This window comes from Komagataeibacter swingsii (genome assembly GCF_003207895.1).
GTDB classification, from domain to species: domain Bacteria; phylum Pseudomonadota; class Alphaproteobacteria; order Acetobacterales; family Acetobacteraceae; genus Komagataeibacter; species Komagataeibacter swingsii.
Map to the genome: position 1 here is coordinate 1 of NZ_NKUB01000044.1, position 14863 is coordinate 14863.

Genomic DNA, 14863 nt, shown 5'->3' on the forward strand with positions numbered 1-14863 from the left:
GATGTCGCGATATGTCGCCCGCTCGATCCGGCGTGAGGAAAACAACCCGTTCGCATAGCTGAAGATCAGAAGGGCCAGCATCAGGCGCGGATGATACTGTGCCTTGCCTCCCGTGCGCACTGGCACGCAGAACGCACTCATCGGAACCCGCTCAACGGCGGCTAAAATGAAATGCGCCATATCATCAGCCGGAAGCCACGACTTCAGATCAGGCGGCAGAAGATACGGCTGAGACCGGTCAAACGGGATGAAGCTGCTCATCACACCATCTTACAACCTCTCCCCTTCACAGGGTACCCCAACCCGACAGGCTGTTAGAGACTGTTTGAAACGTCAGATCATGATAGCGCTTTAAAATTAAAGGAAGTTTTTGGTGAAGCTTTTTGCAGAAGCTTCGAAAGAACGCTGCCTTTTTGAAAAAAGGCAGCACCCCAAAAACTTTTATTGTTTTTATCAATGATTTGTTTTCAAACAGCCTCTTATACTTTATATCACGTTTCATAAGCAGACTTTTGAATGAAGCCCTTGCTTCACCCGATCACGACCCGAAAAGCCGCATATTCCCATCATGTCGCGGGCAGCATGCCCTGCAATCGCCTGATGGCGCCATTATTTGCAGGCGGCATATCTGCCATTACATTCAGGGGGAAATGGATTTTTCCATCGCCCCCACATACAAATGAAAACACGGTCCGGATTTCAGTTCCGAGCGTGTTCCAGCTTCGCCATAAGCGTGGACGGCACACTGCACGCATCCGGCATCAGCCCCTGCAACGTCTGACAGACGCGCAGGACGGTCACGTCATCCATGGATTTCCCACCGACCTGCATGCCAATCGGCAGGCCCGTCGCGGAAAAACCGATCGGCAGCGATGCCGCAGGCTGTCCGGTCAGGTTATTCAGGAACGCAAACCCACCCCATTCCAGCCAGTCCGGCCATGAGGAATCCGGCACGGTCTTTCCAGCCTCGAACGGGAGGATGGAGACGGCAGGCGACAGGACAATGTCGAAATTCTGGAACATAACGCCTGCTTCCTGCCGGTAACGTACCCGCGCGGCGTGCGCATCCGCGATCGCCTGCGCCCCCAGGTCGCGCCCTTTCCGGGCCTCGGCCCAGAATTCCGGGTCCACCAGATCGATCCTGTCTGCGGGAACGGCCTTCAGGGCCTGCCAGGCACGGGACTGCCACAGCACGCGATAATCCGGACGCCAGTCGGCAAATGCCGGTACAGGGCAGATCACCGCCCCGGCCTGTTCCACAATGGCAACCGCGGCATGAAACGCCGCGCGCACTTCCGGATCGACAGGCAGGCAACCGAAATCATCCGTCACGCCAATGCGCAGACCGGACAGGGGAAGTGGCCCCGCCATGAATGCACCGGGTGCCGCGCGCGGGAAACTGTACGGATCGCGGGCATCATAGCCTTCAATGACCGACAGCATCAGCGCGGCATCCGCCACCGAACGGGTCAGCGGCCCATAATGGGAAAAGTCGGAATAATGGATGCTCATGGGCCACTGGGGCACCCGCCCGTAAGTGGCCTTGAACCCGAACACACCACTGAAACTTGCTGGCACACGGATGGAGCCGCCGCCGTCGCTTCCCAGCGCCAGCGGCCCGCATCCAGCCGCCATGGAGGCACCCGCCCCACCGCTGCTGCCGCCGGGTGAAACCCGCGGGTCATGCGGATTGCGCGTAATACCCGTCAGCGGTGAGTCCGTCACCGCCTTCCATCCCCCTTCGCAGGTCGTGGTACAGGCCCAGATCAACGCGCCGGATGCACGGATACGCGCACAGGCCGGGGCATCCTCGGTTGCCGGCGACTGTCCTATGGACAGCCGCGACCCGCGCCCCAGCACCCAGCCCTTCACCATGGCCGTATCCTTGATGGATACCGGCACCCCTTCCAGCGGTCGCACCGGCAGGCCGCCACGCCATGCCCGTTCGGATACACGCGCGGCGGCAAGGGCCGCATCATCATCGATATGCACGAAAGGATTGAGAACCGGCTGCACGGCATGCGCGCGTTCCAGCACTGCCCGCATGACATCTACAGGCGAAATTTCGCCGCTGGCATAAGCGCCAAGCAGGCTAACGGCGTCAAGATCACACAGGTCGGTCACGTCAGCAGTGGATCGGGCGGCAGCCATCATTTCATGTCCCTTGCGGTTTCATCGAACATTTTCTTTAGCGCCATGGCGATCGATTCGATACCGTCCCGATTCATAATCATCTGGAAAGGTGCGTGGCGAGGGCAGAAGTTGCGGGGCACTTCCCGCGCTGAACGGCCAGATGGCGGTCCCCCTGTTCCCAGGCCAAAGAATCCTGATCGAGACCACGCGGGCCAGGGGGCAGGCAGGGGAAACATGGGCATTTCGGTCAGGAGGGGCGGACCCCCGCATCAATCATGATGGATCAGAACGGGAATGCCCCCTTGTCCGGCGGCGGGGTTAACGCTTCCTGCACGTTCCGATACGCGGGATCACACCATGATGCTGCTGGCGTTCGATCGCGCCAATCAGGACCGCGAGCGGATCGGCATCCTGCGCGTATCCAGCCAGCCGGATCTTTGTCATGTCGGATACGACATCGGCCTCTGTCCCGAATACAAAGTCGCCAAATCCCCAGCCAACGGCTTTGGCGTAATCGGGTTGTACCAGATCCCTGCCAATCACGTCCCAGACCGGGGCGAGCGCGGGCATATGCCCGGCCAGCGAAAACGGGATCGGCTCGCCCGTGGTCAGGCCGAAATGCCGCGCAACACCTTCCCATATCCGGCGCCACCGGAAGGGCGCATGCACGTAATTGAAGGCCTGACCGGCGGCCGTGTCGGATATTGCCGCCCACAGGCTGGCGCGAGCCAAAGCGTGGGCATCCGTAACCTGCGCCAGGCAGCGGTCATACGTCTTGCAGGAGCCGGGAAACCGGAACGCGGCCCCGTCGGCAGCACAGATGGCGGCATAGGCGCCTATGACGGTTGCGATGTTCATCGCATTGCCCGCGGCATCACCCACGACCACATCGGGGCGCAGGATCGTCCATTCGGGACCACCGGCTTCATGGCGGGCCTGCAATTCACGCTGCTGCGTAAAATAGAAATTCGGGCCGATCGGCCTGGGGTTTTCATCTTCGTAAAATGGTGTCGAAACCGGGCCAAGGTGCACGCCATACACCTTGGCGCCCTGATACAGGACGACCCGTTTCAGCGGTGCGCCGGCGCACTTCAACCCATCCAGCAGGTTGCGCAGCATGGCCGCATTGCGCGTATCCTCCTCGGCCAGTCCGCCACCGGGACCATAGGCGGCATAGAACAGGTGCGTGCAGTCCGCCGCTGCTTCCAGCGCCTTGCGCGCCTGCGGGCCATCGGTCAGGTCCGCGCGGATATCGCCATGGCGGCGGGACAGGCCACGGGCTTCCCAGCCGGGTGTGTGGGCCAGTTCCTCCAGCAGGGCCTTGCCAATGATGCCGTTCGCGCCTGCGACAAGTGCTTTGTAAACCAATTCTGTTCTCCTGGCTGCAAGACGACACTGCGCGGTGCTGTCCCATGCCGATGCAGCCCATCATTGCGTTTAGAATGTCTGTGTCGTTGCGCCCTTGCTGGCCTTGCCAGACGTGTTGCGCGGTATGTCTCCAGCCAGGCTGACGATGCCATCCTGCGCCCGTCCCGTCCTGCTTTCCAGGCGTGTCTGGCGACATTTTTGTGACCCATGCCTTAATTGGTCGTACTGACGCTCCATGTCGCGCTGATGACATCCGGGCTACGCGCAATATGCTCGCTCACAATATCCAGCTCCTTTGGATCGGCTGATGTCGGGACTAGAAGGGCCGCCAGTTCAATATAATCATCTCCTTCCGACAGGGTTTCGATATCCTGTATCGGATAATGATGATGCTCCAGTTCATCGGCCAGCAGGTCACGGGCAGTGGATACATTTTCCGGATGGCAGATGACGTGCATCCGATAGAGGGCTTCTGTCGTTTCCGGGTTCAGGGGACGGCGGTCAATGAATTCGACAAGCGGACGCAACAGGGTATTGCCCGCGAGAATGAACAGCGCGACCAACATGGCTTCGCCTGTCAGGCCACTGCCCGAGAACGCGCCGACGGCTGCGGTTGACCAGAGTGTCGCCGCGGTATTCAGCCCCCGGACCTGACCACCATCCTTCATGATGACGCCAGCGCCCAGAAAGCCGATTCCGGATACCACATAGGCAATGACCCGCACCGATCCGTCATTGCCACCCATGCGTACGCCGAGATCGACGAATGCGGCGGCTCCGACGGCCACGAGCACATTCGTTCGCAAGCCTGCGGTGCGTTGCCGATACTGGCGTTCCAGCCCGATGATGGCCCCAAGTATGAAGGAGACCGAAAGTGCCAGCGCGGTTTCCCAGAAAGCGTGTCCAGCAGTCATCGCGCATCACTCCTGGTCAGCGCCCAGTTGCGTGAGCAGCGATTTGAAAGGTGCAGGCTCCGGCTCATCATCGTGGAGGAGAGGAGTCCGTGCTGTCCCAGATGCCGCGTCGCGGTCATAAGGATACCTGCCAGCCGCAGGCAGAGGGATGCCCGAAGGCGCTCGACATGGATCATCGCCATGCAAATTCTCCCTGACGCGACGACTGTCGCGTCTGTCATCAAGGTATCAGGTACCTGTTTTCGAATCCTGTCCCGACCCTGACGACACGTCAGGGAACAAGGCACGAATACTGCCTATGCGGGCATAGGACGTGATGAGATGCATATGCGAAACATGAAACATGTCGGTTTCTCCGGGTCGCAGCAGGGATGCCCGAAGAACCAGACGCCAGCAGGTGTCCGCTGGCGGGCAACCTCTACCGGTGAATCATTTTCCGGACGTGAGAACATCCAGCGAAGACATGGATAGATGCTTTGGCGCATCGCCCATCATTTTCACCGCATGTTTTGCTAGATCGAGGTTTCATATCAGTCCATTGGTTTACGGGATGGGGCGATAGTATCTTTGTAACACCGCGTCAAGGCGAAAGATCGGCATGCCTGCGGTCGACATACCCATCGTATCGTGTAATTACGCCTTGAAGACTGGAATATTTTGATTGTCCACACAGACCGAATCGTATCCGGTTCATATTCACGTCAGGTACATGCTTTAAATTGCATGCCATGATGCGTTTATGCTTACCCGACATCCACCATCAGGACTATATCCCATACTTCATAAGGACAAAAATACTTCGGGCATTCATGATCGCGGTCATGGCCCCATGGATGATCGTATTACCCGTCGCGGCTGTTCCGCTATCCCAGCCTGCCAGCACGCTCAACCGTGCCGGCGCACAATTCGTTCTACAGGCCGCGATGCGTAGCGCTGCACAAATCAACGCGCCGTGCGCCATAGCCGTCGTTGACCGTTCGGGAGAGTTGATGGCATTCGATCGTTTCGACAATATCCGTAATGGCAGCCCGGATCTGGCGCTGTGGAAGGCGCGAACCTCTGCGCTCATGGGACGTCCGTTCCAGAAAAGCGATGATAATGGCAGCAAAGACCGCACTGCTCCCAGCATCGCAGGCTTCGTGGCGTTGCGCGGTGGCATGCTGTTGAAAGCTGGCGATACCATCGTGGGGGCGATCGGTGTGGCCGGCATCAGGAACGAAAACGATGCCCGCATCGCGCGTGATGCCGCCTCGGCCTTCTCAAACGAAGCAATGGGCCATTGACCAGGCATTCGGCCTGATGCTGGCTGCTCTTAGAGACTGTTTGAAAAGTCAGTTCATGATAGCGCTTTAAAATTAAAGGAAGTTTTTGGTGAAGCTTTTTGCAAAAGCTTCGAAAGAACGCCGCCTTTTTGAAAAAAGGCAGCACCCAAAAACTTTTATTATTTTTTATCAACGGGTTGTTTTCAAACAGTCTCTTATCAGTTTCGTAGTCAACACAGACCCGTTTCAACACCTTCGATCGATGGGGGTAAGGTGCGATCGGTCGACGCACAGGGCATCATGACGTCTGGTAACGAAGGGCATTCCCTTCGACGGTGAAGCAGGCAGTACGTTGGGTGACGCTACGCTTGTGGCCGGGCAGGACAACAAAACCCGTTGCCCCGTCGGAGCGCCTGACGATTTCAATGGTCCATTGGCCGAGTTGCACAAGGGCCGTGCGCAGTTTTTTCACCAACATACCCGCCGCCCACATCATCAGGTGGTCCGTCTTTCGACGAACACACCAGGTCAGCGCCATCCGTGCGCATTCGCGCCATAAAATGCAACTATAGCACTAAAAATGTATGTCGGTATGGCGTCAGGCAGAGGGCGCGATCATCCGGCCAGCGGACATATTGACCAGCAGATGCCTAAACCAGACACCTGATTGTCTGTCATTACGCACGAGGATGGTTCCCGGGATGTGGATGATGATCCGTTCCCCCGCATCTTACGCCTGCAACCGTATTACAACAGCGCCTGCCGATCATTCATTATACGTCGCAATTTCGGAAAACCGTTTATTTTCAATTTACCTGTCAGATAACGGAACAGAACCTTTCGCACCTTCACGCAGAAACTCGTTACGAATCCATAATTCATTTGACTCTGCGATATATGACAACCATTATATCCGATATCGAGATTAACGTGATGCTGACATGACAGGGGATGGTTTCATCCCATGTGTTCTTAATAATGAATCATGCATTCGTAATGTGCCTTATTACAAATGGCATTTTCAATGCATACGTATAAATATAAAGGTAGGTGCGGTATGAAGTCATCTTTTTATACTGCCGTTTTTCTGGGAACAGGCATAATTATCGTGCCTTTTGTCGGGCAGGCGGCTTCTCCTGCGTCTGAAAGCAGGAATGTAGCCACGACCAAGCCTGAAAACATAGTCGTTTCCCGCAAGTTACACAAAGTATTGGCAAGCGGGCAGATTGCACGCATACAGGCTGAACAGTCAATCAGTTCAGTTGACAGAAGTTATATCTCAAAACAGGTTGCAGGTGCGGGCGTACTTAACCTTGTGCAGAACATGCCCGGTGCGAATGTTGCGACGTCAGATGCATTTGGCATGAGTAATCAGGTAACGATGTCCGTTCGGGGACTTAATCAACAGGAAATCGGTTTTCTGGTTGATGGCACACCCCAGAATGATACCAATTCCGGTACGATTTTTCCCTCCCAGCTTGTCGATGCGGAAAACCTGCAAAGCGCAAGCCTGTCCCAGGGGTCATCAGCGATTGATACACCAGTATTTGTTGATCTGGGTGGCATGGTGAATTATCAGACCATTGATCCGGACCATAAATTTGGCGGCTATGCCTCAGCCATGTTCGGAACGTGGAATTCAAAGAAGGAATTCATACGCGTCAATACTGGAGATATCGGACATACGGGCATACGCGGCTGGATGTCATTTTCCAATTTTCACGACCAGCATTTTACAGGCCCGGGCACGGATAACCGTCTGCACGTTGACGCCAAATTCCTGAAGGAATGGGGCGACGGCAACCGTGTTGCCGCAGTCTTTACATGGGCATATCAGGATATATCAAATTATTACGAACCTACATTGCAGCAATGGAACCAGACAGGCCGATCCAATTATTATAGCCCGACATTTGTTGCAAATGGTTCCCCCGCGGCCAATGCCCAGTACTGGCAACTGTACCGCAACCCATGGGAGGATATAAATATCGGGCTGCCGTCCACCTTCCGCCTTGCCCATAACATCACGGCAAATGTCGAGCCTTATTTCTGGCATGGTTCAGGCGGTGGGCTGAGTGGCACAACCCTGCCTACGAATTCCGTATACTGGGGCACAAGCCAGGTTGAAAATGCATCCTCCCTCCCCAACGCGGTCAATGGGGTAGCCCCTGTTGCCCAGCGTTATCTCAATTCGCCCTACAGGGCCGGCTTTGTTGATAAAATCAATATCACCAATGGTATAAACAAGCTGACTGTCGGAAGCTGGTATGAATATGACGATTTTTCCAACTGGGTGGACTACACGCCGATTACAACAAGTGGATTACCCGAAAACGGCCGGGGACTGGCACCTGCCGTCATGATGTCAAACGGGCATCCGCTCCGGTCCGAAGATTATAATATCATGACACAGGTCAACGGGCTGTTCCTGACCGACCGGGTATCCCTGCTTCATGATCGCCTGCAGATTTCAGCGGGTATCAAGGCCATGATGGTAGACAGGGTCGGCACCAGTCATATTCCCGGCACGACCTACAGAATGCATGCCAACAGTTTCCAGCCGCTGCCGCGTCTGGGCATACATTACACGATCGACAACCGTAATCAGGTTTTTTTCAATGCAACCACCGGGTTCCGTCCACCCCTGGGGGAAAGTTTCTTCAGCAGCTATAGCCCGGCTACAGGCGCGCAGACGGCACTGGGCGCAGGGCAGCAGAAAGACGAATACTCCATAGAGGAAGAACTGGGCTATCGTTATCAGGGACGCCGGATTGTCGGGTCCGTTACGCTTTTCAATTACAATTTTACCAATCGTCAGGTCGCTACCCAGACTTATGTTGGCAATCTGCCTGTCTCAACCACCATCAACGAAGGTGGACAGACGACACGCGGCGTGGATATGGAAATCGGCAGCGCCCCGATATGGCATTTCAGCCCTTATGCTTCTTTCGAATACCTGCACGCGACATTGGACAACAACTTTCGTGTCGGCAATGATTACCTGCCTACCAAGGGGAAAACAGCCGTCGAAAGCCCACATTATCAGGTCTCGCTTGGCCTGACATACGATGACGGGCGCATTTTTGGCAATTTCAACCTGAAATACATGTCCGGTCAGTACGCGACGTTCATGAATGATGAAAAGATGCCGGCACAGGTTCATTCCGACATGACAATCGGGGCTTATCTGCCCTCTGTCGGGTTCCTGAAAAAACCGAAATTCCAGCTTAATTTCATCAATTTGTGGGATTCACATTATCTGTCCGGCATTGCCGCCGTGCTGCCCAATGCCAATGCAACGCGGGGTATGAATGGCACCAGCATCGCCTCGGCAGGAAGCCCGACTTACTATATCGCTTCCGGCTTTACCGTGGCGGCGCAGCTTTCGACCGGGTTTTAATCAGACCAAACCAATAATAAAAACAGGAAATGTTCGCTTTATGGATCTTATCATACGCAATGTCGCCATACCCACCTTCCCCGCACGACAGGATATAGGCGTCAGGGACGGACGGATCGTGGCGCTTGCCCCCCATCTAGACACCCATGGCGATGAGGAGGAAGATGGCAGGGACTGCATGGCCTTTGGCGGCTTTGTGGAAAGCCATATCCATCTGGACAAGGCCTATATTCTGGACAGATGCCAGAATAGGGACGGCTCTCTCAAAAGCGCCATTGCCACGACGCAGGCGGCCAAATCCGCCTTTACCACCGATGATGTCCAAATGCGGGCAGATCGGGTGGTCAAGGCCGCAATAGGCTGCGGCACCATGGCCATGCAGACCTTTGTCGAGGTGGATGAATATGTCGGCCTGCGCAGTCTGGATGCATTACGTATTTTACGCGACGAATATTCCGACTTTATCGACCTGCGGATATGCGCCTTTGCCCAAGACGGGCTGACACAGTTTGCTGATGGCCTAAGCCTGCTCGATCATGCGCTGCGTCAGGGCGCCAATACCGTGGGGGGCTGTCCGTATACCGATCCCGATCCGCGTGAACATGTGCGCCAGATCATGCGACTGGCAGCCCAATATGATTGTGATGTCGATTTCCATGTCGATTTTGATGTTGAACCCGAAGGCAGCATCCTGCCCTTCATCATCGAGCAGACCCTTGCCATGGGGTATCAGGGACGGGTTTCGGTCGGGCATGCGACAAAACTGTCCGTCATGCAGCCCGACAGACTTCAGCCCATCCTGTCTGGCATGCTGCGGGCCGATATTCTGCTGACCGCCCTGCCCGCCACGGACCTGTTCCTGATGGGGGGCGTGATGGCGCCGTTACTGCAATATCATCATATGGGGGGCCGGTGCACGCTTGGCACCAACAATGTAGTCAACCCCTTTACGCCGTTTGGTGATGTCAATCTTCTGCGCATGGGCAATCTGTTCGCCAATATGGAGAGACTGTACCAAAATGAGGATATGGCATGGATATTCGATATGTTGACGGTCATTCCCGCCGGTGCATTACGGGTTGCCGGTCTTCCCGAATTGGGGGGAAGTGCTGATATCGTTCTGCTGGAAGCGCCTGATCCCGCAACGGCGGTAAGGGAATTGCGGCCTGTCCGGACGGGATGGAAACGCGGACGTCGCACCTTCCATAATCATGGCGTGGAACTGGTTACGGGCAGGGTTGCGACGCATGGAAAAAGACGGACTTTCTGTGCGCAATAATGACCTGCCGGGACATGCGGTGCTATGGAGGGGATAAACGACACAAGCGGAGACATGGCCAGTATGGACAGCATGAAGGATCTTGACCCCCAGTTGCTGCGATCGTTTCTTTCAGTTGCCGAAACATTGCATTTCACGTCAGCCGCAAAGCGACTTGGCCTGGGTCAGTCCACCCTGAGCCAGCATGTGAACAAACTGGAACAGATCGTCAATCGTTCGCTCTTGATCCGCAGCACCAAACAGGTTGAACTGACGGCGGATGGACAGGTCATGATTGCCCTGGCGCGCGATATTCTCTCCGCCCAGGACCGCGCATTGACGTATTTCGATCGGACGGTGGTGCGGGGATACATAAAACTGGGCATTTCAGAGGATCTCGCCCTGACCCGCCTGCCTGAAATACTGGGGCTGTTTCGTGAAAAATATCCCAAGGTTGACGTCCACCTGCGTGTCGGGCTGAGTGCATCCCTGCAGATAGCGCTGGATGCGGGTGATCTGGATCTGCTGTGTACGAAGCGACGTGTTGGTGATACCCGCGGCATTACCATCTGGCGCGAACCACTGTCATGGTTCGGCAACAGTTTTGACATCGGGGCTGCCATCCCGATTGTCGTATTTCCTGAGGACGCCATTACCCGCAAGATTGCCATAGAAACCCTGAACCGCGCCAGAATACCGTGGTATGTTGCCTTCAGTTCGGAAAACCTGGCTGCATTATTCGCAGCCGTACGGGCGGGCTATGGCATTACGGCGCAGTCTTCGTTTCTTGAAAAATATGATCCTTCCCTTGTTTCGACAGGTGATCTGCCCTCCTTGCCGGAAGTGGATTTCATCATCATAGGCAAGACGGAAAAACTGGAAGGCCCCGTCAAGTCCCTGGCTGATACAATCGCAAGTTATGCCAGGCAGATCGTACCCCGCAGGGCAATATCAGAAAACTGATCCAAGACCACAGAATACTTTTCCCGGGACGTAAATCAGATGAATCAACTCGCATCCAGCAGAAATGATAATTTCGAATACGATCCGGTTCTGTATAATGCCGACCTTGCCCCTGTACCCGCATCACGCAGGGACTGGAACTGGTTCAACATGGCAACCGTATGGATGGGCATGGTCCATAATGTCGTAGCTTACGAAGCTGCGGCAGGACTTATGGCTATCGGGTTTTCCGCGCTACAGTGCCTTTATATTATTGGTTCAGCCTATTTTGCCCTGTGTGTGGCCATGTGGTTCAATGCCCGTTCGGGCACGCGATATGGGCTTCCCTTCTGTGTCTTGATCCGTTCTTCCTTTGGGCCGCGGGGGGCCATGATCCCGATTGGCTTGCGGGCCATATGCGCTATTTTCTGGTTTTCCGTACAGGCCTATGCGGCATCACAGGCGCTGAATGCCATCATATCCGCCCTGTGGCCGGGCTGGGCGCATTTTGAATATGCCATTGGAGGACAATCCATACAGATGTGGCTGGCAATGTGTATGATATGGGTCCTGCATGGCGTAATCAGTACCCATGGCGTTCACCGCATCCGCAATTTTGAATTATACGCCGGTCCACTGGTTATGATCGTAGCGGGAATCGCAGCGGGATGGGCAATATATGTCTGTCATGGTGTCGGCCCACTTTTTGACCAACCATCACACCTTCAGGGCACGGCGTTCTGGTTGAAATTCGGGGCTGCGGTGACAAGCATTATCGGGATATGGGCCTCCTATGCCGTAAACATTCCCGATCTTTCGCGCTTTGTCCGTTCACAGCGCGATCAGGTGATTGGTCAGGCAATTGGCCTGCCGCTGACTGCCATTCTGTTTACACCCATGAGTATATTCATTACATCGGCAACGATTGTGCAGTTTGGATATCCGATATGGAATCCGGTCGACATTCTGGTCAAGATTGACAATACCCTGCTGACGCTTGTCGGTGGCGCGACAATCATCATCGCCGCTCTTTCCGTCAACGTGGCGGGTAATATCATGCCAGCCGCATATGATCTGCTTAGTATGTTTCCCCGTCAGTTTGATTTCAACCGTGGGAGCAAAATGGTCCTATTCCTGGGTATTGGTGTCGTTCCCTGGCTATGGTTCGACCATCCGGAAAACATTTATACGGTTCTCAATATCATAGCCGGCACACTTGCGCCCATTACCGGTATCATGCTGGCGGATTATTATTTTATCCGTCACCAGAAGCTGCATGTAAATTGGCTGTATGTTTTTTCCGGTCCTTACTATGGCTGCCATGGGTGGCGTATGTCGGCCATTTCCTCCATGCTGCTTACCTTGTTTTTTCTATATTTTAGCCAGATTTTTCATATATTTTCGTTTATTAATTCAATGTCGTGGTTTATTGGTGTTTTCCTATCTGGCCTGATATATTCGATATTGAATTACAAAAAAAACAACATGAATAAAGTATTTATGAAACGGTAGAACAGCCTATATTACTCCACTATATCTGCAACATTCATCTGCTCGTAAGCCGGATGCTTCGGATGATGGTACGTTCTGGACTTGTAACGGTTTTGTGCTGGTCATCTGAGCGTTTTAAGCTCGTATGAGGAGACCGACGAGACCATGAAGCATACGGAAGATTTCAAGCGCGAGGCCGTGAGGATTGCGTTGAGCAGTGGGTTGTCACGCACGCGTGTTGCGGCCGACCTGGGTATTGGCATATCCACGCTGGCGAAATGGATAGTGAATTATCGTCCGGACGAGCCGGCATCAGGACCTCAGGCTGATCTGGCCCGCGAGAATGAACGTCTTCGCCTGGAGAACCGGATTCTGCGGGAGGAAAGGGAAATCCTAAAAAACGATCCCGGGCGTATGCCCGCCTGTGCGGCATAGAAACAGGTCGTGCTATCGTGTCGGACAGGATGGTAGCGGCCGTTAGTTTATTGGCGGGTTCGTCCCCGTTAAAAAACGTGGTCCATGGAACTGTGCGGACTTGAGAATGGTGACACTGCCTTGCGGTGATCCCGGTTAGGAAGATGATTGACTGGCATGTTCCACGCCCTCCTGCAGCATAGTGCATGGAGATGTTACGATGCCCCGAAAATCTGCAAAAGCGACCCCTGAGCTTGCCCGCCACATTCACGGAGCAGCCGCGATCGATATTGGATCACGGATGCATATGGCGGCCGTCTCACCCGAGACTGCAAAGAATCCGATCCGGTCCTTTGGCACTTTCACCTCGGACCTGCATACGCTGGCTGAGTGGTTCAGGGTCTGCAACGTTACCAGTGTCGCCATGGAATCCACCGGCGTCTACTGGATTCCGGTTTATGAAATCCTTGAGCAGCATGGTTTCGAGGTCATCCTCGTGAATGCGCGCTACGCCAGGAACGTGCCCGGGCGCAAGACAGATGTGAGCGATGCCGCCTGGCTCCAGCAACTTCATTCCTACGGCCTGCTGCGCGGGAGCTTTCGGCCTCAGGCCGATATTGCCGCTTTACGGGCCTACCTGCGCCAACGCGAGCGTCTTGTTGAGTATGCGGCGGCACATATTCAGCACATGCAAAAAGCGTTGATGGAAATGAACCTGCAACTCCATCACGTTGTGTCCGATATTACGGGTGTCACAGGAATGCAGATCATCCGGGCAATTGTCGGTGGTGAACGTGATCCGAATACGCTGGCTGCCAATCGCGACATCAGGTGCCGCTCATCGGCTGAAGTGATATCGGCAGCCCTGATGGGAAATTATCGGGACGAGCATGTGTTCGCGCTGACACAGGCGCTGGAGCTTTATGATATCTACCAGGAACGGATCGTGGCCTGTGACCGTCGCATGGAAGGGCTGCTGCTGCGTCTGAGCCACAAGAGTGCGAAGCCTGCGGCAGACCTCCCAAAGCCGCGGATCAGGACAAAGCAGGTTAGCGCCCCATCCTTCGACGTGCGCAGCATCCTGTATCGATTGCTGGGGGTGGATCTCACGCAGATCCATGGCATCGGTGTTTCGCTGGCCCTCAAACTCGTAGCCGAATGTGGTACAGACCTTCGTGCCTGGCCGAGTGCAAAACATTTCACGTCCTGGCTCTGTCTGGCCCCTGGGAACAAGATTTCTGGCGGCAAACTTCTTTCATCGCGTACCCATCGCTCCTCAAGCCGAGCCGCAGCCCTTCTGCGTCTGGCTGCCACGACGCTCGGGCGAAGCGATACGGCGTTGGGGGCCTTTTACAGACGCCTGTCTGCCCGGGTCGGGAAAGTAAAGGCCGTGACCGCCATGGCCCGAAAAATAGCGCTCCTGTTTTACAATACCCTCAGGCACAGCATGGCCTATGCCGATCTTGGAGCGGGTCATTACGACGAGATCCATCGTAAACGTGTCGTCTCCAATTTGCACCGTCGCGCCCAGTCTCTGGGGTTCATACTGCAGCCCATATCGGGAGATCCTCAACCTGCTGTTTCTTAGAGCACGCTGCGAATAGCTTGAATCGCAGGATTTCCAAAGGGCATGTGATGTGATTCAAGATGAAGACTGGCGGAGGAGGCCAGACTTCATGCC

At 55.0% G+C, this 14863-nt stretch carries 10 protein-coding genes and 2 pseudogenes; 7 read left to right on the plus strand and 5 right to left on the minus strand.

What is annotated here, in order from left to right; translation table 11 throughout:
• The 4 genes from CFR76_RS16160 to CFR76_RS16175 all read right to left on the minus strand — a co-directional run.
• A partial coding sequence (locus tag CFR76_RS16160) for a transposase (RefSeq protein ID WP_167402143.1) occupies positions 1–261 on the minus strand: 261 nt, incomplete at its 3' end.
• 438 nt (positions 262–699) lie between these two features.
• Positions 700–2154, minus strand: coding sequence for an amidase family protein (locus CFR76_RS16165; RefSeq protein WP_244191990.1), 1455 nt, complete (start codon positions 2152–2154; stop codon positions 700–702).
• 297 nt (positions 2155–2451) lie between these two features.
• Positions 2452–3501: an NAD-dependent epimerase/dehydratase family protein gene (locus CFR76_RS16170; RefSeq protein ID WP_110557867.1), complete on the minus strand. Its 1050-nt coding sequence runs from the start codon at positions 3499–3501 to the stop codon at positions 2452–2454.
• A gap of 212 nt (positions 3502–3713) precedes the next feature.
• Positions 3714–4415: an MgtC/SapB family protein gene (locus tag CFR76_RS16175; RefSeq protein ID WP_110557868.1), complete on the minus strand. Its 702-nt coding sequence runs from the start codon at positions 4413–4415 to the stop codon at positions 3714–3716.
• Between the two features lie 809 nt (positions 4416–5224).
• Here CFR76_RS16175 and CFR76_RS16185 point away from each other — a divergent pair.
• Entirely contained in the window at positions 5225–5698 is a 474-nt protein-coding gene (locus CFR76_RS16185) for a GlcG/HbpS family heme-binding protein (RefSeq protein ID WP_167402162.1), read from the plus strand.
• A 325-nt stretch (positions 5699–6023) separates the two neighbouring features.
• On the opposite strand, the pseudogene CFR76_RS18555 reads toward CFR76_RS16185, so the two are convergent.
• Positions 6024–6162 (minus strand): annotated as a pseudogene (locus CFR76_RS18555) (IS5/IS1182 family transposase); the annotation flags it as partial.
• Between the two features lie 572 nt (positions 6163–6734).
• Here CFR76_RS18555 and CFR76_RS16200 point away from each other — a divergent pair.
• The 6 genes and pseudogenes from CFR76_RS16200 (at position 6735) to CFR76_RS16225 (ending at position 14770) form a co-directional block, all read left to right on the plus strand.
• On the plus strand, positions 6735–9077 hold the full coding sequence (locus CFR76_RS16200) for a TonB-dependent receptor (RefSeq protein WP_110557873.1): 2343 nt from the start codon (positions 6735–6737) through the stop codon (positions 9075–9077).
• Between the two features lie 40 nt (positions 9078–9117).
• The gene (locus CFR76_RS16205; RefSeq protein ID WP_110557874.1) at positions 9118–10356 is read left to right on the plus strand and encodes an amidohydrolase family protein; all 1239 of its coding nucleotides are present in this window, start codon (positions 9118–9120) and stop codon (positions 10354–10356) included.
• Positions 10357–10419: 63 nt separating this feature from the next.
• The gene (locus CFR76_RS16210) at positions 10420–11298 is read left to right on the plus strand and encodes a LysR substrate-binding domain-containing protein (RefSeq protein WP_110557875.1); all 879 of its coding nucleotides are present in this window, start codon (positions 10420–10422) and stop codon (positions 11296–11298) included.
• A 39-nt stretch (positions 11299–11337) separates the two neighbouring features.
• Positions 11338–12789 carry an NCS1 family nucleobase:cation symporter-1 gene (locus CFR76_RS16215; protein ID WP_110557876.1) on the plus strand — a complete coding sequence of 484 codons (1452 nt, stop codon included), beginning with the start codon at positions 11338–11340 and terminating at the stop codon, positions 12787–12789.
• 144 nt (positions 12790–12933) lie between these two features.
• Positions 12934–13167, plus strand: a pseudogene (locus CFR76_RS18560) (transposase); the annotation flags it as partial.
• Positions 13168–13402: 235 nt separating this feature from the next.
• Positions 13403–14770, plus strand: a complete 1368-nt coding sequence (locus tag CFR76_RS16225) for an IS110 family RNA-guided transposase (protein WP_110557877.1) — start codon at positions 13403–13405, stop codon at positions 14768–14770.
• Positions 14771–14863 lie beyond the last annotated feature (93 nt).

Excerpts from the sequence above, each read along its gene's own strand:
- CFR76_RS16175 (WP_110557868.1), bottom strand. The coding sequence starts at position 4,415 with ATGACTGCTGGACACGCTTTCTGGGAAACCGCGCTGGCACTTTCGGTC.
- CFR76_RS16205 (WP_110557874.1), top strand. The coding sequence starts at position 9,118 with ATGGATCTTATCATACGCAATGTCGCCATACCCACCTTCCCCGCACGA.
- CFR76_RS16165 (WP_244191990.1), bottom strand. The coding sequence starts at position 2,154 with ATGATGGCTGCCGCCCGATCCACTGCTGACGTGACCGACCTGTGTGAT.
- CFR76_RS16210 (WP_110557875.1), top strand. The coding sequence starts at position 10,420 with ATGGACAGCATGAAGGATCTTGACCCCCAGTTGCTGCGATCGTTTCTT.
- CFR76_RS16185 (WP_167402162.1), top strand. The coding sequence starts at position 5,225 with ATGATCGCGGTCATGGCCCCATGGATGATCGTATTACCCGTCGCGGCT.
- CFR76_RS16200 (WP_110557873.1), top strand. The coding sequence starts at position 6,735 with ATGAAGTCATCTTTTTATACTGCCGTTTTTCTGGGAACAGGCATAATT.
- CFR76_RS16225 (WP_110557877.1), top strand. The coding sequence starts at position 13,403 with ATGCCCCGAAAATCTGCAAAAGCGACCCCTGAGCTTGCCCGCCACATT.
- CFR76_RS16215 (WP_110557876.1), top strand. The coding sequence starts at position 11,338 with ATGAATCAACTCGCATCCAGCAGAAATGATAATTTCGAATACGATCCG.